We start from the raw sequence: 20,241 nt of genomic DNA on the forward strand, positions 1-20,241 counted from the left end.
AGGGCAAGCAACTGCATCCTCCATGCATTTTGTAAAAAAATTTGCAAACCCGGTTGGGGTTTTGCGATGCCATGCGTCTACCTGAGAAGCATTCCTATTCATTCCAGCTTCGGAGAGTTCCCGCATGTCCCGTTTCCGTTTCCATCCCGCCCCGCTGGCGGTGGCCGTTGCCCTGCTGGCGGCGGTGCCGGCCCAGGCCCAATCCGGCGCCGCGCCGGCCTCGATCGAGTTCCGCATTGCCGCGCAGCCGCTGGCGCAGGCGCTCGATGCGCTGGCGCGCCAGGCCCGGCTCGAGCTGATGGTGCAGCCGGCGCTGGTGGAGGGCAAGAGCGCCCCCGCCGTGCAGGGGCAGCTTACGGCTTCCGAAGCCTTGAACCGCCTGCTGGCCGGCAGCGGGCTGTATGCCGAGATCGACGGCAGCGCGGTGCTCGTGCGCCGCGTGCCCCAGGGCAGCGCCACGCTGGCTCCCGTCACGGTGTCGGCGCTGGCCGCGCGCAGCGCCGTGACCGAGCACACGGGCTCCTACACCACGCCGGCCGTCACCCTGGGCCGCGGCACGCAGGCGATCAAGGACATCCCGCAATCCGTGAGCGTGGTCACGCGCCAGCTGATGGACGACCAGAATCTCAAGTCGGTCTACGACGTGCTGGCCAGCACCACCGGCATCACGCTGGCGCAAAGCCCGCAGGGAGGCAAGTACATCTACTCGCGCGGCTTCGACCTGACGACGGTGCAGTACGACGGCGTGCCGCTCAACCGCGGCATCTACGGGCGGGCCAGCAACTTCTCCTCGAACATGGCCAGCATCGACCGCGCCGAGGTGCTGCGCGGCGCAGCCGGGCTGCTGCAGGGCGAGGGCAGCCCCGGCGGCGCGGTGAACCTGGTGCGCAAGCGTCCGCTCGACGGCAATGCCATGACGGCGGAGCTGCGCGCCGGATCGTGGGACCGCTATGGCGCGCAGCTGGACATCTCGCGCGTGCTCAACGAGGAAGGCACGCTGCGCGGCCGCGCGCTGATCGACCATGAGGACCAGCATTCCTTCATCGACTACGTGAACCGGCGCAATACCGCGGTCTACGGCACGCTGGAGTACGACCTGTCGCCGGCCACGCGCATCAACGTGGCCGCGAGCGCCGAGGAAATCCACGGCCGCCCCTTTCTCAACGGCCTGCCGCGCAGCACCACGGGGGGCGATCTGGGTCTGCCGCGCTCGACCTATTTCGGCGCCACCTGGAACCGCCAGGAAAGCAGCCACCGCGGCCTGCATTTCGATGTCAGCCACCAGTTCGACGACGACTGGAAGCTGCTGGTGTCGGGCCTGTACCTGACCGAAGACCACGACATGAAGTACGCCGGCGTCAACCGCGCGGTGAACCCGGCGCTGGGGCAGAGCGCGAATATCGTCGCGCGCTCCCTGGCCGACCTGGAGACCAGCGGCATCGACGCCCACCTGACGGGCCGCTTCGATGCCTACGGCCGCCGCCATGAGCTGGTCAGCGGCATGAACTACACGCGCACGACCAACGACACCACCTATGGTTTCAGGACCAACTACAACATCTTCAACATCGGCAGCTACGACCCGGCGCTGCGCGAACCCCTGGACTCGGAGATCTACTCCGCCACGCGCGAAGACCGCAAAGGCAATGCGCGGCAGCTGGGCTTCTACAACGCGCTGCGCCTGCAGCTGAGCGATCCGCTCAAGCTCGTCGTGGGCGCGCGCGTGAGCTGGTTCCGCACGGACTGGGACACCGTCACGACGGGTGCGGCCCCCTCGACGGGCACCACGCGTGCCCGCAACAACGCCAAGATCAACCCCTATGCCGGCCTGATCTATGCGCTGGATCCGCAATGGTCGGCCTATGTGAGCTATGCCGACATCTTCAAGCCGCAGAACGAGCTGGACGCTTCCGGCGCGCTGCTGCGGCCCATGGTCGGCGCCAACTACGAGGCCGGCCTCAAGGGCGAGCTGATGCAGGGGCGGCTCAACACCTCCCTGGCGCTGTTCCGCATCGAGCAGAAGCACCGCGCGCAGGTGGACTACGGCAGCAGCCCCACCTGCCGCGACGACTTCTACTGCTACACCGACTCCGGCAAGGTGCGCAGCCAGGGCCTGGACGCCGAAATCAGCGGGGAAGTGGCGCGCGGCTGGAACCTGTTTGCGGGCTATACCTTCGTGCGCAGCAAGTACGTCAAGGACGTGGACAACGAAGGCCTGGCCTTCCAGACCCAGACGCCCAAGCATCTGCTGCGCCTGTGGAGCACCTACCAGCTGCCCGGCGAGCTCAATGCCTTCACGCTCGGCGGCGGTGTCAACGCGCAGAGCGCCAGCTACCAGCAGGTCGGCGCCGCGCGCGCCCTCAACGGCGGGCGCGCGGTGTGGAGCGCGCTGCTCAAATACCGGATCGACCGCAACTGGACGGCGGCGCTGAATGTGAACAACCTGTTCGACAAGCGCTACTACAGCTCGAGCACGACGCTGGTCAACGGCAACTACTACGGCGACCCGCGCAACGTGATGCTGACGCTGCGCGGCGCGTTCTGATCGGGCTGCGATGAAGAACGGCTTTCGCCAGTCCATGGCCTGGCTGCATACCTGGTGCGGCCTGACCTGCGGCTGGCTGCTGTGCGCGATCATGCTCACGGGGACGCTGAGCGTGTTCCGCGAGCCGATCACGCGCTGGATGCAGGCGCGGCCGGCGCTGCAGGAGGCGGCGGCGGCCGATTCCGGCATGGCCGTGCCGCTGGAGCAGGCGGTGCGCCACCTGGCGCAGCAGGCGCCCGGCGCGCGGCTGTGGCGCATCGAGTTCCCGGCGCATCCGGGCGACGCCATGCTGCTGATCTGGCGCCAGGGGCGCACGCAGGAGCACGCCGCGCTGCACCCGGTGACGGGCGCGCTGCTGCCCCAGCCCTGGGGGCGCGCCACCGAGGGCGGGCGCCATTTCATGTCCTTCCACTACCTGCTGCATGCGGGCATGCCGGGCTACTGGCTGGTGGGATGGGTGTCGATGTGCATGCTGGTGGGCCTGGTCTCGGGCGTGGTCGTGCACCGGCGCATCTTCCAGGACTTCTTCACCTTCCGCCCGGGCAAGGGCCAGCGCTCCTGGCTCGACGCGCACAACGCCACGGCCGTGACCACGCTGCCCTTCTTGCTGATGATCGTCTACACCGGGCTGTTCATCTTCTACACCTCCTACATGCCCTGGCCGATGCGCACGGTCTACGGCAGCGAGCCCCAGGCCCACGCGCGCTTCCAGGGCGAGCTGCTGCAGCACGCGGCCGAGCCGCCCGACCGTTCGCGCGCCGGCGAGGCGGCGGCGCTGGTGCCCCTGGCGCCGCTGCTGGCGCAGGCCCGGCAACTGCTGGGCCAGCCGGCGCGCGCGCTGGTGGTGGAGCAGCCCGGCGACCTGCATGCCACCGTGCGCGTGCTCGGGCGCGTGGACGAGAACGAGCACCCCTCGCGCACCCTGCTCAACCCCGCGGGCAGCGTGGCCTTCGACGGCGTGAGCGGCGCAGTGCTGCAGCTGCAGCGCCACGATCCTGGCGCCGCCTTTGCCACCGAGCAGGTGCATGGCGTGATGGAGTCGCTGCATTTCGCGCGCTTCGGTGGCTGGAGCATGCGCTGGCTGTATTTCTTCAGCGGGCTGGTGGGCACCGTGATGGTGGCCACCGGCACGGTGCTGTTCAGCGTCAAGCGGCGGCAAAAGAGCGGGAAGGAATTCGGCCGTGCCACGGCGGGCGTCTACCGCTGCATCGACGCGCTGGGCGTGGCCTCGGTGGCGGGAATCTGCGTGGCCTGCATTGCGTTCTTCCACGCCAACCGGCTGCTGCCCGTGGAGCTGGCGCAACGCCCGCAGTGGGAGATCCGCGCCTTCCTGTGGATCTGGCTGGCCACCCTGGTGCATGCCGCGCTGCGCCCGCCGCGGCGCGCCTGGGTGGAGCAGCTGGGCACCGCGGCCGCGCTGTGCCTGGCGCTGCCAGCGCTGAACGCGGCGTCCACGGGCCAGCATCTGCTGGGCTACGCCGGGGCAGCGGACTGGCAGCGCATGTCGGTGGAGCTGGTGGCGCTGGGCCTCGGGCTGGCGCTGGCCTGGACGGCCTGGCGCACGCAGCGCGGCTGGCGCGCCAAGCCGGTGGCGCAGCCGCGCCGCGGCGCTGCCATGGAGGCGCGCGCATGAGCCGAACGCACCAAGGGTCAGGCGCGGCCGGGCGCTGGAGCGTGGCCAGCCGCGTGCTGGCGGCGGGCCTGGGCGGCTACGCGGTGGCGGCGCTGTGCGCGTCGGCTTTCACGCTGCTGATGGTGCGCGCGGCGCTGATGCCGCGCGCCGATGCGGTGCTGTGGGCCAGCTTCGCCAGCTTCGCGCTCTACACCGTCGCGGCGCTATGGGTGTTTGCCGCGCGCTCCGCCACGCGCGCCTGGGCCGGGATCTGCGGCGTGTGCGCGCCCTGCGCCGCGCTGCTGTGGCTTTGGCCGGCATAGCGCATCAAGACGGCGCCGAGCCCGTGGCGGCAGGGGTATCGGCGCGGTCCACCGCGTAGCGGTTCTTGCCCCGTCTTTTGGCCTCGTACAGCGCGGCATCGGCGCGCTGCATCCAGCTGGCGGCGGCTTCGCCCGCGCCGCGCTCGGCCAGGCCCAGGCTGATGGACGGCACCAGCCCGTGCATTCTGATGGCATGCACCGCCGCGACCAGGCGCTGCGCCAGCTGCTCGGCATGCGCCAGGTCCGCCGCGTGCGCCGCCACCGCGAACTCCTCGCCGCCCAGGCGCGCCAGGGAATGCCCGGGAACGGTGGCCTGCAGCACCTTGCCGACGTCGATCAGCATCTGGTCGCCAGCAGCGTGGCCCAGGGTGTCGTTGATGTTCTTGAAGTCGTCGATATCGATCATCAGGAAAAAGCGCGGCGCGCCGGCTGCTTCCAGGCCTTGCAGGAAGGCGCGGCGGTTGGGCAGCCCGGTGAGCGGGTCCTGGTAGGCCAGCGCATGGAGCTGCTGCTGCAGTTCGAACACCGTCTTGCGCACCCGCTGGTAGGCGATGCAGACCGCCAGCCCGGTCAGCAGCGTGGCGCCCATGGTCATCATGGTCAGCGTGAAATCCAGCGGGCGCACGAACGTGGGCTGGATCAGCAGATAGGCCGTGCCCCAGATCAGGCTGCTGCACACCAGGTAATGCAGCGGGCGCATGTGGATGGTGGCGCTGGGCAGGCTCAGCACCATGCCGATCGGCAGCAGCCAGTACGTCGGCTCGCCCATGGCCACCGCCAGCTGCGCGAGGCATGCCGAGCAGATCGTCAGCACCAGCGTGGCCATGACGAACAGGAAATCGGGGGTCTGGGCCCTGGCCGCGGCCCAGCAGCAGATGCCCGCCACCAACACCCAGAGGTACAGGTAGGAAGGTACCGGGTAATGCAGGTCGACCAGCACCAGGAAAGCCAGGCAGGCCAGGGTGGCAATGATCTTGCAGACCACTGCCACCGGCCGAAGCTGGCAAAAGGACTTCTGCTGATACGAAGGTGCTTGCATTCCGGTGGAATGATGCGCCCGGCCGGCAAGCGGCGCAAAGCCTGCAGGCAATGTCCAGCCTGCCGGTCGAGGAATTGCGCTGGGTGTCAGGCCGGGGTTTGCTGCGCGCGCCGCCCGAATGCCAGCCAGTCCAGCAGCGCCATGATCAACATGGATGCACCCACCAGCGGAAAGATCGCGCCGCCCACCAGCAGCAGCGCCAGCACGCCCGCCTGCAGGCGGCGGTTCGCGGGCTGCGGCGGCACGCCCAGGCCGCCCGCGGGGCGGCGCTTCCACCACATCACGGCGGCGCTGGCGCACAGCAGCACAATGCCCAGGCAGGTCACGACCAGCAGCGCCTGGTTGAACACCCCCCATTCCATGCCCAGGTGCACATTGATGCCCCACTCCAGCGTCCTGCCCATCGGTCCGTAGTCGGCATAGGACATGTCCAGCAGCGGCTTGCCGCTGTACTGGTCCAGATGCACCACGCGCTGCCGCGCCAGATCCGCGGGATATACCGAGCCCGAATAGACGCCTTTGGGGCCGCGCGGCATCTGCACCGCATAGCCGGGCGCCAGGCCCAGGCGGTCGAAGGCGGCAACGGCCTGATCGAGATCCAGCGCCGAGGGCAGGGGCGGGACATCGGGCACCGCATGGCCGGCGTGGGCGGTATGGCCCTCGTGCCCGTCATGGCCCGAATGGCCGTCGTGGTCTTCGTGGCCTTGATGCCCTTCATGGCCCGACTGCGGCAGCTGCGCCTGCTGCAGCGACCAGGTGGTGCTCTCGCCCTCGGCCAGCCGCACTTGCGACATCGGCACCTGCACGCGCACGCCGGCCGGATAGCCGAAATTGTTGCCATTGGCCCACTGGTTGATCTGCTGGCCCCACAGCACCGACCAGGGCATGCCCGTGAGCGCCAGGAACAGCACCATGCCGCCGACGCCCAGGCCCGTGACCGCATGCAGGTCGCGCCAGAACACGCGCTTGGCCGGCGTGCCGCGCACGCTGACCACGCCGCCCGAGCGCCCGCGCGGCCACCACAGGTAGATGCCGGTCAGCACCAGCAGGATCGCCCAGCCGGCCGCGATCTCTATCGCCCCACGTGCGATCGGGCTGAAGTATTTGAGGCTGTGCAGCTTGCGGATGGTCCAGGCCACGCTTCCGCCATCGGGCAGCGTGCCCAGCACCCGGGCGCGGTACGGATCGACGAACACTACCAGCCGCTCGCCGGCAATGGTGGACACCAGCGCCTCGGCGCTGCGCGCCGGGCCCGCGGGCGGCGTGTACTTGAGCAGCGCGCCCGGATGCGCGGCCAGCGCGGCGGCGGCAAGCTCGGTCGGGGCGCGCACGGGCGTGTCCGCCGCAGCCACCGACATCAGCTGCTGGTGGAAAAAGCCGTCGATCTGGTTCTTGAAGACATAGAGGCCGCCCGTGACGGCCAGCCAGATCAGGAAGGGAAGCACCAGCAGGCCGGCATAGAAATGCCAGCGCCAGACCGCGCGGTAGAGATCGGGGAAGCGGTTTCTGGAGCCGGGGCGCGCAGGGTTTGCTGAGGGGAAGGTCGTCATGGAATTCGGATGGTCGGGGCAGGGGCGCGCGGGCATGGAGCTACCGGCCGGGAACTTGCGTGAACCACAAAGCCAGATACATAATAGTTTTTGGCTATGAAAAATAAGTTGACACTTGTTTTGGTTTATGAAGCGGTTGTTTTCAGCCTTTCCGTGGTCCTGGCGCACGGCCTGTCTGCACTGGCTCGCAGTATGGGTCTTTGCGGCCCTGCCTGCGCGCGCTCTGCCATTGCCAGCCGAACCGGGGCCCATGCTGCCAGGCGATCGCTGGTCGATGGACCTGCAGGCCGATGAACATGTGGAAGCCACGCTGGCCCTGCGCCTTGCCCCTGCGCTGCAGGCCGGCGCAACGCTCGCGCTGCCGCGCGCAGGGGGCATGCTGCACGATCGGATCCACGCGCGCGCCGCCATGGCCTGGGTTGGCTGGGAGCTGCAGCCGGGATGGACGCTCTCCGCTGGCTGGCAGCATGCGGGCGGGCGCCCGGCGGAACGCCCGCCTGTCTGGAGCCATGCGGCGTCCCCCCGCCCCGGCGTGGCGCTGCAATGGAATCCTGGCGCCGGCACCACGCTCGCACTGCGTGGCTTCGCTGCCTACGACAAGCGCACCGGCGGCTCCCATCACTGCACCACGGCGCAGCCTTTCGCCGTGAAGCGATGGCAGCTGAAAATGAAACTGAAGTTCCAGTTCTGAGCTCTGGCGCTGCATGCCTTGTAGGCGCAGGACGCGTCGGACAAGGGCGTTCGACCGACTCCGCCGGGCGGCGGGCTGCCGTCAAATGGGTATCAATCCGTCGCCGAAAGGGCAGCGGGCATGGCCAAGGCCAATTTCCAGGCCCGTCCGGAGGCGGGCAGTCTCAACCATCCAACAGGAAGCATCACCATGGAAAACAAGCAAGTCATCGATACCCTCAACGACCTGATTGAAAACTGCAAGGATGGCGAGTTCGGCTTCCAGAGCAGCGCCGAACATGCCCGCACCGACAGCCTGAAGAGGACCTTCCTGGCGCGCGCCCAGGACTGCCGCCAGGCAGCCGAGCAGCTGCGCGGCCTGGTGGCCCAGCTGGGCGGCAAGTCCTCGCCCGACGGCGGCACGATTGCCGGCGCCGCGCACCGCGGCTGGGTGGCCGTGAAGGGCACGCTGGCCGGCTACAGCGACCTGAACATGCTCGAGGAAGCCGAGCGCGGCGAGGATGCAGCGCTGGAGCGCTATCGCGAGGCCCTGGAAAAGGACCTGCCGGCCGATGTGCGCGCCGTGGTGCAGCAGCAATACGAAGGCGCCAAGCGCAACCACAACGAGATCCGCAACCTGCGCGACGCGGCTCGCGCGGCCGACAAGGCCTGAAGACAAAGCGATCCTGGAGCCCCTGCGGGGGCACCAAAAGGGGCCTTCTTCAAGGCCCCTTGGAGTCTGAAGCCAAGGCTTCAACGCTTCAGGTCGCGATCGGAGTTATCGGACGGGCGCATATGCGCCCGTTCCTTTTCCTGCCCCGAGGGGGTCTGCGGATCCAGCCCGGTATCGGGCGACTCCTTGACCTGGCGCACATCGGAGGGCCGCTCGATCATCTCCTCGATGATGAAGCGGCCGTAGTGCTGCGCACGCTCCGCGCCTGCGTCCTGCAGCGCATCGGCGGCGCGGCGCGCGCGGTCGTCGTCCTCCACGTGCACGACCAGCCAGTGGAAACCGCGCTCGGCCAGCTCGCGGTAGGCCTTGACCAGGTTCAGCTCCTGGCCGATGGAAGCCACGGGACTGGCGCGCGCGATGTCGGCATCGCACTGCGCCACCATCTGTTCGGCGGTGTAGGGGTGGATGTCGGCGCGCTCGAAGCCCAGCGCCTCCAGGGCTTGCCTGCCCTTGCCGGCGCTGTCGGCATCGGGAAACGACACCACCATGTGGCCCACGGGCTTGAACACGCCATAGGCGCGGTGATCGGCTGGATCCATTGCATAGCTCCTCAGGTTTCTTTGGTGATTGCAGCCTAGCGCGTCTGCGCGGCAGGCGCCATAGGACGAAAAGCCATGGCGCCGGCTTCGTGTCTCATGCGGGGGCCAGGATCCTGACGGGCTCCTTCATGGCCGGCTGGCAGCTGTCGAGCAGCTGCAGCAGCGCGCACTCCGGGGCGCTCAGGCCGGACTTGCGCGGGGTGCCCGCTCCAGCCTCGGCCTCGCGTGCGCAATAGCTCAGCACCTCGGGGTGGATATAGAACTTGCGGCACACCGCGCTGGTGTTGCCCAGGCGCTGCGCAACCTGCTTGACGATATCGGCAATCGCCGGCTCGTCCAGGATGCCGGCCTCGGCATTGGCCTCGCGCGCCTGCAGCGCCAGCTCCATCGCCGTGACGCTGGCATGCCAGGTGCGGAAGTCCTTGGCCGTGAAATCCTCGTCGCACAGCGAGCGCAGGTAGTCGTTGACGTGATCGGAGCGCAGATGCTGCAGTTCGTCGTTCTCGTCGAGGAACTGGAACAGCCGCTGGCCCGGCAGCTCCTGGCAGCGCCGCACGATGCGCGCCACGCGCCGGTCGGCAACCGACACCTTCTGCATGACGCCGCTCTTGCCCTTGAAATGCAGCGTCAGGCCGCTGGTCGTGGCCTTGGCGTGGCGGTTCTTCAGCGTGGTGAGGCCGTAGGAGCCGTTCTGCTCCGAATATTCGTCGTTGCCGATGCGTATGCCGGTGGCGTCCAGCAGCCGCACGGCGGTGGCGGCGACCAGCTCCAGCCCCGGGCGGCGCTGCGCCAGATCGCGCTCGACGGCGCGGCGGATCGCCGGCAGGTGGTGGCCGAACTCGCGCATGCGCTCGAACTTGGCCTGCGTGCGGTGCTCCTGCCACAGCGCGTGGTAGCGGTACTGCTTGCGCCCGCGCGCATCGCGCCCCGTGGCCTGCAGGTGGCCGTTGGCATCGGGGCAGATCCAGACATCGGTATAGGCCGGCGGAATGGCCAGCTTGCGGATGCGCTCCAGGTGCCCGGGGTCGCGCACCGGGCTGCCGTCCTGCGCCACATAGGAAAAGCCCTTGCCGCGGCGCACGCGGCGCCAGCCTTCGGTCTGCTCGTCGACATAGATCAGCGTGGCCATCGTGGTGCGCGCCCTTTTCTGGATATGGATCGAGGTCGATCTTGCGCACATTCGGGCCGCGGCGCCGTCAGCCGGCGCCGCTTCCTCGTGAAGCTTCGGGAAGGCGGCAGTCCAGCGCCGTATTTCCAGGCTGGCCCGCCAATTGCTTGAACCAGGCATGCGCTTCAGCCACCCTTCCCTGCTTCTCTCGGCACTCCATGTCCTGGCCACCGCGCTGGCCGTCGGCCTGCTCTGCCGGCTTCTGATGAACGACACTGCTAGCGGCCTGGCCGCCGCACTGGCACACGCGCTGGGGAACACCCTGCTGCTGGCGCTGACGGCGGCGCTGATCGGCACGGCAGGCGGCACGCTGCTGGGCGTCCAGCCCGCGCTGCAGCGCAGCCGCTGGCCCGACCGGCTGGACTCGGCATTTGCCATGATCGGGGTCTCATTGCCGCACTGCTGGGTGACTCTGGCGCTGGTTGCAGCCTTCAGCGCCAGCATGGGATGGTTGCCCGCGGTGGACGGTGCCCTGTTGCTGCCGGCCATCGCGCTGGGCGTCATCCCGGCGGGCAGCGCGATGCGCGCGGTGCGCGGTGCGGCTATGGGAATCGTGCACCATGGCCTCGGCGTCTCGCAGCGCTTTGCCTGGCAGGTGCTGAAAAACGCCGGGCCCTCGCTACTGGTGGCGCTGGCGTTGCAGCTGCCTCATCTGGTCGGCGGCGCGATCCTGATGGAAACCGTGTTTGGCTGGCCTGGCGCGGGCCATCTGCTGCATGCAGCGATCTTCCAGCGTGACATTCCTGTATTGCAAGGCATGGTTCTGGTGCTGGCAGTGATATTTGCGCTGTTTCGCTTGTTTACAACCCATCTGCGAAGGTCTGGCGGAGTGGCAGCCAAAGGCATCTGAAGAGGCATGGAGATCAGGTGTGTTGTGGCTCATGATGCAACAATGACGCAGTGCATGTACGCGCTAGCAATCAGGAGATGCGCTGTGAATACCTACGCTGAAATCATGCGCCACAAGGATTCCATCCGGCGCATCGTGGCCCTGCACAAGGGCCACAATCCACGCCTGTATGGATCGGTGGCCAAAGGGCAGCAGACCCGCTCCAGCGATGTGGATCTGCTGGTCGATGCCCTGCCTGGCGCGACGATGCTTGATATCGTGCACATGGAGCAGCAACTGCAGCGCGAGCTGGGCCTGACTTTCGAGGTCAATACCCTGGCGGGGTTGCCGCGGCAATGGCGCGATGAGGTGTTGAGGCAGGCTGTTGCGCTATGAAACCCCCGCCTTCGAAACGCATCGAAAGCTATCTGCAAGATGTCCTGGATTCGGCCGCATTGCTGCAAGCCTATCTGCGGCCATACACCCGGGACACCTATGCCAGTGAAGATGCATCTTCAATCCAGCTCACCCAGGTGCGCGACAGTGTGGTGCGCCGGCTGGAGATCATTGGTCAGGCGCTGCACAATATCCAGGCGACAGATCCCGAATATGTGCGGCGCCAGTCGCTGGATGTAAGTGGATGGTACGGCTTGCGCTCGAAGATCAGCCATGGCTATGGAGATGTGGATCATGGGTTGCTGTGGGGTGTCGTGAAGCTGGACCTACCTGCGTTGGTAGCAAAGGTACAGCACTGCTTGGACCAGAACGATCCACTGGTTCGTGTGGATCGCGCCCGCCCTCAGCGTGGTCACAGGCGATAACAGCAGGTGATTCCCGCGTTCCCGCGCTGCCCTAGGCAGGCCTTTTAGCGGCTCCGTTTTGTCCTTCGGTCAGTGCTGGATTGGTCCCCAGAGCCCGTCTGCTGCCCAAACAGCTCCCCGATGCACTCCCGCAGCCACAGCCGCCCCGGCTCCTGCGCAAAGCGCCGGCTCCAGTGCAGCGAGACCGCGAAGCGGTGGCCGGGCAGCTCGGCCTCGAGCAGCGCGTAGCCGCCGCGGCGCACGAAGACCGCGGCAATCTCGTGCGGCATGAGCACGGCAAGATCGGTTTCGCTGACGATCGAGGGCACGGCCAGGAAATGCGCCGCGGACAGCCGGATGCGGCCGGTGAGATCGAGCGACTGCAGGATGCGCAGGGTTTCGGAATGCGAGCGCACGGCAACGAATTCCAGCTGGCGCAGCGATTTCAGCCCCAGGCGCCGGCCTTTCGTGGCAGCCAGCAGCGGGTGCTGGCTGCGCAGCAGCACGCAATAGTGGTCGTGCAGCAGCACGCTGTGCTCGGTGCTCGGCACGCCGGGCAGGAAGCCGATGGCCGCATCCAGCGTGCCGCGGTCCAGCGCCTCGGCGATCTCCGCCATGGGCAGCGGCAGCGTCTCGATGCGCACGCCCGGCGCGCGTTCACGCAGCGCCGCCATCAGGGCCGGCAGGAAGCGCGCTTCGCCGATGTCGCTCAGGTGCAGGCGGAACACCTGCTGCGATGCCCGTGGATCGAAAGCCCGCGCCTCGCCCAGGCCGACCTCCAGCGCCGCCAGCGCCTCGCGCACCACGGCCGCCAGGCGCTCGGCGCGCGGGGTGGGGCGCACGCCGCCATGTACGCGCTCGAACAGCGCATTGCCCAGCAGCAGGCGCAGGCGCGTCACTGCCTGGCTGGCTGCGGGCTGCGACAGGCCCAGCTCCTCGGCCGCGCGGCTCACGCTGCGGTGGCGGTAGACGGCATCGAACACGCGCAGCAGGTTCAGATCCAGCTGGTTCATATCCATGGAATGAATATCTCTTAGATGGTTTATTCAATTGCTGGAAATTATCGCCGCGGGCACGATGCGCTGTACGCCAAGGAACCCCGATGCCACAGAACCTGAATTCCCCCCACACCGTGCGCCATGCGGTGATCGACCTGCTGCGCCAGCTCGGCATGACGCGCATCTTCGGCAACCCCGGCTCGACCGAGCTGCCGCTGTTTCGCGACTATCCCGAAGACTTCTCCTATGTGCTGGGCCTGCAGGAGGCAGTGGTCGTGGGCATGGCCGATGGCTACGCCCAGGCCACGCGCCGCGCCAGCTTCGTGAACCTGCATTCGGCCGCGGGCGTGGGCCATGCGATGGCCAATATCTTCACGGCCTTCAAGAACCGCACGCCGATGGTGATCACCGCCGGCCAGCAGGCGCGCTCGATCCTGCAGTTCGACCCCTTCCTGCACTCGAACCAGGCGGCCGAGCTGCCCAAGCCCTATGTCAAGTGGAGCTGCGAGCCGGCGCGCGCCGAGGATGTGCCGCAGGCGCTGGCGCGCGCCTACTACATCGCCATGCAGGAGCCGCGCGGCCCGGTGCTGGTGTCCATTCCCGCCGATGACTGGGACCACCCGGCCGAGCCCATCCAGGTGCGCGATGTCGGCTTCGAAAGCCGGCCCGATCCGCGCGTGCTCGATGCGATCGGCACGGCGCTCGATGGCGCGCGCACGCCGGCGCTGGTCGTGGGTGCGGCCGTGGACCGCGGTGCGGCCTGGGATGCGGTCGTGGCGCTGGCCGAGCGCCACCAGGCGCGGGTCTATGTCGCGCCGATGTCCGGGCGCTGCAGCTTCCCCGAGGACCATCCGCTGTTTGCCGGCTTCCTGCCCGCCATGCGCGAGCGCATCGTGCAGCTGCTGGGCGGGCACGACGTGGTGCTGGCGCTGGGCGCCGCCACCTTCACCTACCATGTCGAGGGCCAGGGCCCGCACATTCCCGAGGGCGCGGCTCTGTACCAGCTGATCGAGGACCCGGCCATTGCCGCCTGGTCGCCGGTGGGCACTGCGGCCATCGGCAACATCCGCCTGGGCGTGCAGGAGCTGCTGGCGCGGCCCGCACCAGCGGCGCGCCCCGCACCCGCGCGCCGCGTGCCTGCGCCGCGCGCGCAGCCGCCCGAGGCGGGGCGCCGCATGTCGGTGGCCTGGGCGATGCAGACGCTGGCCGAGCTGCGCGATCCGCACAGCATCGTCGTCGAGGAAGCGCCCAGTTCGCGCCCGACGATCCAGGCGCACCTGCCGATCCTCCACTCGGGCACCTTCTACACCATGTGCAGCGGCGGCCTGGGCCACAGCATGCCGGCGGCCGTGGGCGTGGCGCTGGCCGAGCCGGAGAAGAAGATCATCGCGGTGATCGGCGACGGCTCGAGCATGTATGCGATCCAGGCGCTGTGGAGCGCGGCGCAGCTGCGGCTGCCGATCACCTTCGTGATCCTGAAGAACCGGCGCTACGCGGCGCTGCAGGAATTCGCCAAGGTGTTCGGCTACCGCGATGGCGAGAAGGTCGAGGGCACGGAGCTGCCCGACATCGATTTCGTCGGCCTGGCGAAAGCCCAGGGCTGCGACGGCGTGCATGTGGAAGACGCGCTGCAGCTGCGTGACGCGCTCGAGGCGGCCATTGCCTCGCCGCGGCCGATACTTGTCGAGGTCGAAGTCGCCTGACACCGGCGCCGCACAACCATAAATTCACAAGGAGACAAGCATCATGACATCACCTACCCAAGCCGCGCGCCGCCATGCCCTGAAGGCGTTGCCGGCGCTGGCCCTGGCGGCGCTGGCGCTGCCGGCCGTGGCGCAGAACTGGCCGGAAAAGCCGGTGCGCCTGGTCGTCAATTTCGCGCCCGGCGGCGCAGCCGACGTGCTGGCGCGCGCCCTGCTGCCCGAGCTCTCGAAGACGCTGGGCCAGCCGGTGGTGATCGAGAACAAGCCCGGCGCCGGCGGCAACATCGGCATTGCCGAGACGGTGCGTGCGGCCAAGGACGGATACACGCTGCTGCTGAGCTCGGGCGGGGCGATCACGATCAACCCGATGATCTACGCCAAGCTGCCCTACGACCCGGCGCGCGATCTCACGCCGATCACCGCTGTGGCGCGCGTGCACGTCTACCTGGAGACCCATCCCGACGTGCCGGCGAAGAACGTGGCCGAGTTCATCCAGTACCTGAAGGCCAATCCGGGCAAGGTGAGCTATGGCTCGCCGGGGCAGGGCAGCTCGCCGCACCTGGCGGGCGAGATGTTCAAGCGCATGGCCAAGGTCGAGGCGGTGCATGCGCCGTACCGCGGCGCGGCGCCCGCGCTCAACGACGTGGTCAGCGGCCAGTTGCAGTACTGGTTCGATCCGGGCCCGGGCCTCAAGCATGTCGAGGCCGGCAAGCTGCGCCTGCTGGCCGTGGGCAGCCCGCAGCGCTCGCCCCAGTACCCGAACGTGCCGACGCTGGCCGAAAGCGGCCTGCCGGGCTTCGACGCCGACACGCTGTTCGGCATCTACGCGCCCACGGGCGTGCCGGAGGTGGTGGTCGACAAGGTGCGCGAAGGCGTCGCCAGGGCCATGGAGCAGAAGAACGTGCGCGACATCGTCGCCAGCCTGGGCGCGACGCCGGCGGTGATGACGCGCAAGCAGTTCATCGACCACCATGGGGCGGAGGCGCAGAGGTTCGGGGAATTGGTGAGGAGCATTGGGCTGAAGGCGGATTGAGGCAGATCGAGGACCCAGGGAGACGGCCTGCCCTACAGTGTTGAACTCCTGCCCTTCGGTGGGTGGTTTTTCAGGAAACTCCCTAAAGACTCCCCGCCGGCCACATCCAGACCAGCGCGCTGGTCATGATGAGATACCGGAAGAACTTCCCGATCGCCATATAGAACAGGCAGGGCCAGAACGGCAGCCGCAGCCAGCCGGCCACCGCGCACAGCGGGTCGCCGACTAGGGGCAGCCAGCTCAGCAGGCAGGCCTTGGCGCCGAAGCGGCGCAGCCAGATGCGCGCCTTGCGTTCGTGGCGCGAGGGCTGGCGCGGCTCCTTGCCCGGGGGGCTGCCCTCGATCAGGTGCGCCTCCTTGGCCTTCTCCCAGGCCTTGTGCGCGCCCAGCCCCATCCACCAGCTGATGGCGCCGCCCAGCGTGTTGCCGGCGGTGGCCACGAGGATCGCCTGCCAGAAAAGATCGGGGTTGAGCTGCAGCAGCCCGGCCACGGCGGGCTCGGAGCCCAGCGGCAGCAGCGTGGCCGAAACCAGGGCCACCAGGAAAACCGTGCTCAGCCCGAATTGCGGCAGCGACAACCATCCCAGCAACTGATGCATCCAGATTTCCATGTGACGGCAAGTGTAGGTGTGGACCGGCTTGTCTTTGTTGGGACGAAGGTTATGGTAAACGCTCGACACAACAAAAAAGGTAGTCCGCCATGCCACGATTTCAGACCCCGGGTAGGGATTGGGTGCAGCTCGGCCTGGGGGTACTGGCCCTGGGCCTGGCCAGCTGTGCCGTGGTGCCGCCGCAGGGAACGGCCGGACAGGAGGCGGCGGGACAAGACATGCAAAGCCAGGGTGCGCTGGCCGTGCTGGCCCAGCCCGAGTGCCGGCGCATGGCCAGCCAGCGCGCGCGCCTGCAGGCGGTGCATGCGGCGCTGGCGCGCGAGGGCATGGGCCTGCGCGTGCTGGGCTGCCCGCAGTTGCCCGCGGGGAAAGCGGCCGGCGCGCAGGTGATCGCGGTAGCGGTGCTCGTGGTCGATGGCGAGCGCGCCGCCGATACCGTGCGCGGCCCGCTGGCCGACGGCGAGCTGCTGGACATGGGCAGCGCCGCGCCGCAGGCAGCCTCCGGCCCGCTGCAGCGCGTGAGCACGGCGGCGCTGGCGCAGCCGCCGCGCGACAGCCTGTCGCCCGACGTGCTCTACAACCGCGCCTGGCTGCGCAGGCTCATGGCGGCGCAGGGCCTGCGCCAGGTGGCCGATACCTGGTGGGCGTTCGCGCCACGCTGACCCCATTGCTCGGGATGCTGCGCGACCCCTGCAGGAAGCGGGGAATTAGGGTACAAAGTCCTGTCAGTCACAACTCCGGCACCCGCTCTGCGCCTTTTCGCAGCAAGGTCCTCGCCATTGGCACGCAAGAGAATGATTTCCTATTTATACGTAGAAGACGATGCCGATATCCGGGAGGGTGTGGCAATGTGCATTGAGGCCGGACATCGCGAGATCGTCGCGCTGCCGAATGCGGAAGCCGCGCTGGCCCGGGACGACCGCGCCCGCTTCGATGTGCTGGTCACCGACATCAGCCTGCCCGGCATCTCGGGCGTGGACCTTGCCAGGCAGTGGGTGGCAGACGACCCGAGCCGGCATGTGCTGCTGCTCTCGGGCTATGAGTTCAGGCATGGCCTGGAAGCGATCGGCCCGAATGTGCGGGCGCTGCTCAAGAGCGCCGAACCCGAGGAGCTGGAGGCGGCCCTGCTGGGCATCGAGGACGTGCTGAGCGCGCGCGCCAGCTAGGGCGCGGCCCTCAGGCCCGGGCTTCGTCCTGGCGCGCCGGCCGGGCCATCAGCGAGCGGATGGCATCGAGCAGCTTCTGCGGCTGCAGCGGCTTGGCGAGATGGAAGTCGAAGCCCGCGTCCATGGCCAGCTGCTTGTCCGTGGCGCGCCCGAAAGCTGTCAATGCGATGGCGGGAAGCCCGGCATGGCCGCTCTTCGATGCGCGCACGTCGCGTATGAGCTCATAGCCGTCCTTGCCGGGCAGTCCGATGTCGCTGACCAGCACGTCGGCGCCGTGCCGGTCCAGAAGCGCCACGGCGGTGTCGTAATCGCCCGCCATCGACACCGTGGCGCCACGCTCCTGCAGGATCAGTGCCAGCAGGTTGGCGGCTTCGGTATCGTCTTCCACGACCAGGATGCGCAGGCCCTGCAGTTCCTGCGCGCCGTCCATCACGGCGGCCATGTCGGCATCCGGGCTGGCGGCCTGTCCCTCGGCGGCCAGGCCCAGGGGCAGCGTGACGCTGACCGTGGTCCCCAGGCCCAGGCCCGGGCTCGACACCGAGATGTCTCCCGAGTGCAGGTCGACCAGGTGCTTGACGATCGACAGGCCCAGGCCCAGGCCGCCGGAGGTGCGGCTTCCGGGCGTGGCGGCCTGCGTGAACTTCTCGAAGATGCGGTCCATGAAGGCGGCCTCGATGCCCTTGCCATGGTCGCGCACCGACAGCAGCAGCTGGTTGTCCGTGGCCGACAGGCTGACCTCGAGCAGCCCGCCTTCGCTGGAGAACTTGATGGCGTTGTTCAATATGTTCCAGAAGATCTGCTGGAACCGGGCCGGATCGAGGAAGGCCTTGACGCCGCGGGTCTGCGTCTCCAGGCGCAGCCGCAGCTGCTTGGCTTCCATCATCGCCTTGAGCGAATCGAGCGACGAGGAGATCAGCGCGTCCGGCTCGATCCATTCGCGCTCGAGCGCGAGCTTGCCGGAGTTGATGCGCGAGACATCCAGGATGTCGCTGATGATGCGCGCCTGGGTGCTGGCGTTGCGCTTGATGGCGTCGAGGCTGCGCGCGAATTCGGCGGGCGGCGCCTTGCGCAGCAGCTGGTGCACGTTCATCATGATCGCGCTCAGCGGGTTGCGCAGTTCATGGGACAGCACCGCCACGAAGTCGTCCTTGGAACGGCTGTAGCGCTCGGCGGCAGCGCGCGCCGCCTGTTCGCGCTCGAGCAGCTGCCTGCGCTCCTCTTCGAGCTGGATGCGGTTCGAGACATTCGACACCGCGGCCACGCGCAGCTCGCCGTTGACGCTGGGCGCCATGCTCCACTCGAGGTGCAGCAACTGGCCGCTGGCGTCCAGGAACACCACTTCCTCGCGCCACATGGACTGCACGTTCTGCGCCGCGCTGAGCGCCTGGATGTGCTGCTCGTGCCCCGGCGCGGAGAAGTCCGCGACCGGGCGGCCCAACACCTCCTCGGCGCTGCGCCCCATCATCTCCAGCATGGCCGGGTTGGCGTCCACGAAGCGGCCGCCATCGTCGATCAGCGCGATGCCGCTTTGCGCCTGCTCGTAGATGGAGCGGAACTTGGCTTCGCTCTGGCGCACGCGGTCCTCGGCCAGCCGGGCCCGCACCAGGGCCTGGATGGTGGCCACGAGCATGGCCGGCTCGGCGGGGTGGGTGAGGTAGGCGTCGGCCCCGGCATCGAGGCCGGCGATCTTGTCGGCATCGGCAATGAACGCCGCCGACAGATGCACGATGGGCAGGGCGCTGGTGGCCTCGCGCTCGCGCATCATCCGGCAGACCTCGAAACCGCCGATGTCCGGCAGGTGCACGTCAAGCACGACCGCGGAGATGTCGCCCAGCGACAGGTCGAGCGCGCCCTGGCCCGTGCCGGCTTCGATCGTGCGGAACCCCGCCGCGCGCAGCGAGCGAGAAGTCGCGTAACAGGTGACCGGGTTGTCGTCGACGACCAATACGGTGTGCTGGGACCGGTCGATGCTGACGTTGAGCCTGGCGGATGTGGGTGGCATGTTGCTTAGCTTGAACGGTGCGTGGCCTCGGGGGTGGACGTTGCCACGCTGATGGGGATGGTCACGTAGAAGGTCGAGCCCTTCTGGGATTCGCTTTCGACGGACACGGTGCCGCCCAGCAGTTCGGCCAGGCGCTTGCTCAGCGACAGCCCGAGGCCGGTGCCGCGCAGGCGCTTCTGGATCGGCGAGTCGATCTGCGAGTAGTCCTGGAAGATGGCGTGGTGGAATTCTGGCGCAATGCCGATGCCGGTGTCGGACACCGCGAATTGCACGAAGTCCTCCGAATGGCGCCGAGCGCTGACGCGGACCTCGCCGCGCAGCGTGAACTTCAGCGCGTTGCTGATGAAGTTGCGCAGGATCTGCGCCAGCTTGCGGTCGTCCGAGAACAGCTTGGGGACGTTGACCGGCTCCTCGAAGATCAGCGTCACGTCCGGATTGATGCTCACCGGCTTGAACATGCCGCGCAGCGCGGAAAACACGTCGACCATCTCGAACCAGTCCGGCGAGACGTCGATGCGCCCGGCCTCGACCTTGGCCAGATCCAGCAGGTCGTTGACCATGTCGGCGAATTCGGCCGAGGTGCTCTGGATGAAGCGCACCTGCTTTTCCTGCTCGTCGGTCAGCGGGCCGTCCATGCGGTCCAGCAGGATGCGCGAAATGCTCTGGATGGCGCCGATCGGCGTGCGGAACTCATGGCTCATGTAGGCTAGGAAGCGGCTCTTGAGCTCGGTGGCCTGGCGCAGATGCTCGGCTTGCGAGTCCAGCTCGGCGTAGAGCGCGAGCACGCCGCGGTTGGTTTCCTCCAGCTCGGACTGCAGGGCCTCCACCTGGGCCTCGGCGGCGGCCAGCGCCTGCGCCAGTTCGGCGCCCTGGGCGCTGCCGGCATTGCGGTCGATTTCCATCATGTCATTCATTGAGCCTC

At 68.2% G+C, this 20,241-nt stretch carries 20 protein-coding genes; 12 read left to right on the forward strand and 8 right to left on the reverse strand.

Going from position 1 to position 20,241, the window contains the following annotated elements:
* Positions 1–124 precede the first annotated feature (124 nt).
* Genes M9799_RS11075 through M9799_RS11085 form a run of 3 tightly spaced genes read left to right on the forward strand, consistent with a single transcriptional unit; the run spans position 125 to position 4,480 of the window.
* A complete protein-coding gene (locus M9799_RS11075; RefSeq protein WP_231041733.1) occupies positions 125–2,545 on the forward strand; it encodes a TonB-dependent siderophore receptor in 2,421 nt (806 codons plus the stop codon).
* A 10-nt stretch (positions 2,546–2,555) separates the two neighbouring features.
* Positions 2,556–4,178, forward strand: coding sequence for a PepSY-associated TM helix domain-containing protein (locus tag M9799_RS11080; protein WP_231041734.1), 1,623 nt, complete (start codon positions 2,556–2,558; stop codon positions 4,176–4,178).
* Positions 4,175–4,480, forward strand: a complete 306-nt coding sequence (locus M9799_RS11085; RefSeq protein ID WP_231041735.1) for a DUF3649 domain-containing protein — start codon at positions 4,175–4,177, stop codon at positions 4,478–4,480. The genes M9799_RS11080 and M9799_RS11085 overlap by 4 nt, the downstream gene beginning before the upstream one ends.
* Before the next feature lie 4 nt (positions 4,481–4,484).
* Here the strand turns inward: M9799_RS11085 and M9799_RS11090 are convergent, their stop codons facing one another.
* Together M9799_RS11090 and M9799_RS11095 are read right to left on the reverse strand one after the other, a co-directional pair.
* Positions 4,485–5,519 (reverse strand): GGDEF domain-containing protein, encoded by a 1,035-nt coding sequence (locus M9799_RS11090; RefSeq protein WP_231041736.1) that lies wholly within the window; start codon positions 5,517–5,519, stop codon positions 4,485–4,487.
* A gap of 86 nt (positions 5,520–5,605) precedes the next feature.
* Positions 5,606–7,069, reverse strand: a complete 1,464-nt coding sequence (locus tag M9799_RS11095) for a PepSY-associated TM helix domain-containing protein (RefSeq protein WP_250621319.1) — start codon at positions 7,067–7,069, stop codon at positions 5,606–5,608.
* Positions 7,070–7,319: 250 nt separating this feature from the next.
* On the opposite strand from M9799_RS11095, the gene M9799_RS11100 reads away from it, so the two are divergent.
* Positions 7,320–7,760: a hypothetical protein gene (locus M9799_RS11100; protein WP_231041738.1), complete on the forward strand. Its 441-nt coding sequence runs from the start codon at positions 7,320–7,322 to the stop codon at positions 7,758–7,760.
* 189 nt (positions 7,761–7,949) lie between these two features.
* Complete coding sequence (locus M9799_RS11105; protein WP_231041739.1) at positions 7,950–8,411, forward strand: PA2169 family four-helix-bundle protein; 462 nt, start codon at positions 7,950–7,952, stop codon at positions 8,409–8,411.
* Between the two features lie 80 nt (positions 8,412–8,491).
* On the opposite strand, the gene M9799_RS11110 is transcribed toward M9799_RS11105, so the two are convergent.
* Together M9799_RS11110 and M9799_RS11115 are read right to left on the reverse strand one after the other, a co-directional pair.
* Entirely contained in the window at positions 8,492–9,010 is a 519-nt protein-coding gene (locus M9799_RS11110; protein WP_231041740.1) for a hypothetical protein, read from the reverse strand.
* Between the two features lie 94 nt (positions 9,011–9,104).
* The gene (locus M9799_RS11115) at positions 9,105–10,139 is read right to left on the reverse strand and encodes a DNA topoisomerase IB (RefSeq protein WP_263725227.1); all 1,035 of its coding nucleotides are present in this window, start codon (positions 10,137–10,139) and stop codon (positions 9,105–9,107) included.
* Positions 10,140–10,296: 157 nt separating this feature from the next.
* On the opposite strand from M9799_RS11115, the gene M9799_RS11120 reads away from it, so the two are divergent.
* The 3 genes from M9799_RS11120 (at position 10,297) to M9799_RS11130 (ending at position 11,828) form a co-directional block, all read left to right on the forward strand.
* The gene (locus tag M9799_RS11120; protein WP_231041742.1) at positions 10,297–11,028 is read left to right on the forward strand and encodes an ABC transporter permease subunit; all 732 of its coding nucleotides are present in this window, start codon (positions 10,297–10,299) and stop codon (positions 11,026–11,028) included.
* Positions 11,029–11,112: 84 nt separating this feature from the next.
* Complete coding sequence (locus tag M9799_RS11125; protein ID WP_231041743.1) at positions 11,113–11,403, forward strand: nucleotidyltransferase family protein; 291 nt, start codon at positions 11,113–11,115, stop codon at positions 11,401–11,403.
* Positions 11,400–11,828 (forward strand): HepT-like ribonuclease domain-containing protein, encoded by a 429-nt coding sequence (locus tag M9799_RS11130; protein ID WP_231041744.1) that lies wholly within the window; start codon positions 11,400–11,402, stop codon positions 11,826–11,828. The genes M9799_RS11125 and M9799_RS11130 overlap by 4 nt, the downstream gene beginning before the upstream one ends.
* Before the next feature lie 44 nt (positions 11,829–11,872).
* Here M9799_RS11130 and M9799_RS11135 read toward each other — a convergent pair whose 3' ends face one another.
* Complete coding sequence (locus M9799_RS11135) at positions 11,873–12,826, reverse strand: LysR family transcriptional regulator (protein ID WP_231041745.1); 954 nt, start codon at positions 12,824–12,826, stop codon at positions 11,873–11,875.
* Positions 12,827–12,909: 83 nt separating this feature from the next.
* On the opposite strand from M9799_RS11135, the gene mdlC reads away from it, so the two are divergent.
* A complete protein-coding gene (gene mdlC / locus M9799_RS11140; protein ID WP_231041746.1) occupies positions 12,910–14,508 on the forward strand; it encodes a benzoylformate decarboxylase in 1,599 nt (532 codons plus the stop codon).
* A gap of 43 nt (positions 14,509–14,551) precedes the next feature.
* Entirely contained in the window at positions 14,552–15,541 is a 990-nt protein-coding gene (locus M9799_RS11145; protein ID WP_231041747.1) for a Bug family tripartite tricarboxylate transporter substrate binding protein, read from the forward strand.
* An 82-nt stretch (positions 15,542–15,623) separates the two neighbouring features.
* Here M9799_RS11145 and M9799_RS11150 read toward each other — a convergent pair whose 3' ends face one another.
* Positions 15,624–16,139, reverse strand: coding sequence for a YqaA family protein (locus M9799_RS11150; RefSeq protein ID WP_231041748.1), 516 nt, complete (start codon positions 16,137–16,139; stop codon positions 15,624–15,626).
* Positions 16,140–16,240: 101 nt separating this feature from the next.
* Between M9799_RS11150 and M9799_RS11155 the strand changes: the two genes are divergently transcribed.
* Both M9799_RS11155 and M9799_RS11160 read left to right on the forward strand, forming a co-directional pair.
* The gene (locus tag M9799_RS11155) at positions 16,241–16,813 is read left to right on the forward strand and encodes a hypothetical protein (protein WP_231041749.1); all 573 of its coding nucleotides are present in this window, start codon (positions 16,241–16,243) and stop codon (positions 16,811–16,813) included.
* A 186-nt stretch (positions 16,814–16,999) separates the two neighbouring features.
* Positions 17,000–17,317 carry a response regulator gene (locus M9799_RS11160; protein ID WP_231041750.1) on the forward strand — a complete coding sequence of 106 codons (318 nt, stop codon included), beginning with the start codon at positions 17,000–17,002 and terminating at the stop codon, positions 17,315–17,317.
* Positions 17,318–17,327: 10 nt separating this feature from the next.
* Here M9799_RS11160 and M9799_RS11165 read toward each other — a convergent pair whose 3' ends face one another.
* Both M9799_RS11165 and M9799_RS11170 read right to left on the reverse strand, forming a co-directional pair.
* Complete coding sequence (locus M9799_RS11165) at positions 17,328–19,319, reverse strand: response regulator (protein WP_231041751.1); 1,992 nt, start codon at positions 19,317–19,319, stop codon at positions 17,328–17,330.
* A 5-nt stretch (positions 19,320–19,324) separates the two neighbouring features.
* Positions 19,325–20,224, reverse strand: a complete 900-nt coding sequence (locus tag M9799_RS11170; protein WP_231042163.1) for a sensor histidine kinase — start codon at positions 20,222–20,224, stop codon at positions 19,325–19,327.
* Positions 20,225–20,241 lie beyond the last annotated feature (17 nt).

Source organism: Comamonas endophytica, assembly GCF_023634805.2.
Lineage (GTDB): Bacteria > Pseudomonadota > Gammaproteobacteria > Burkholderiales > Burkholderiaceae_C > Comamonas > Comamonas endophytica.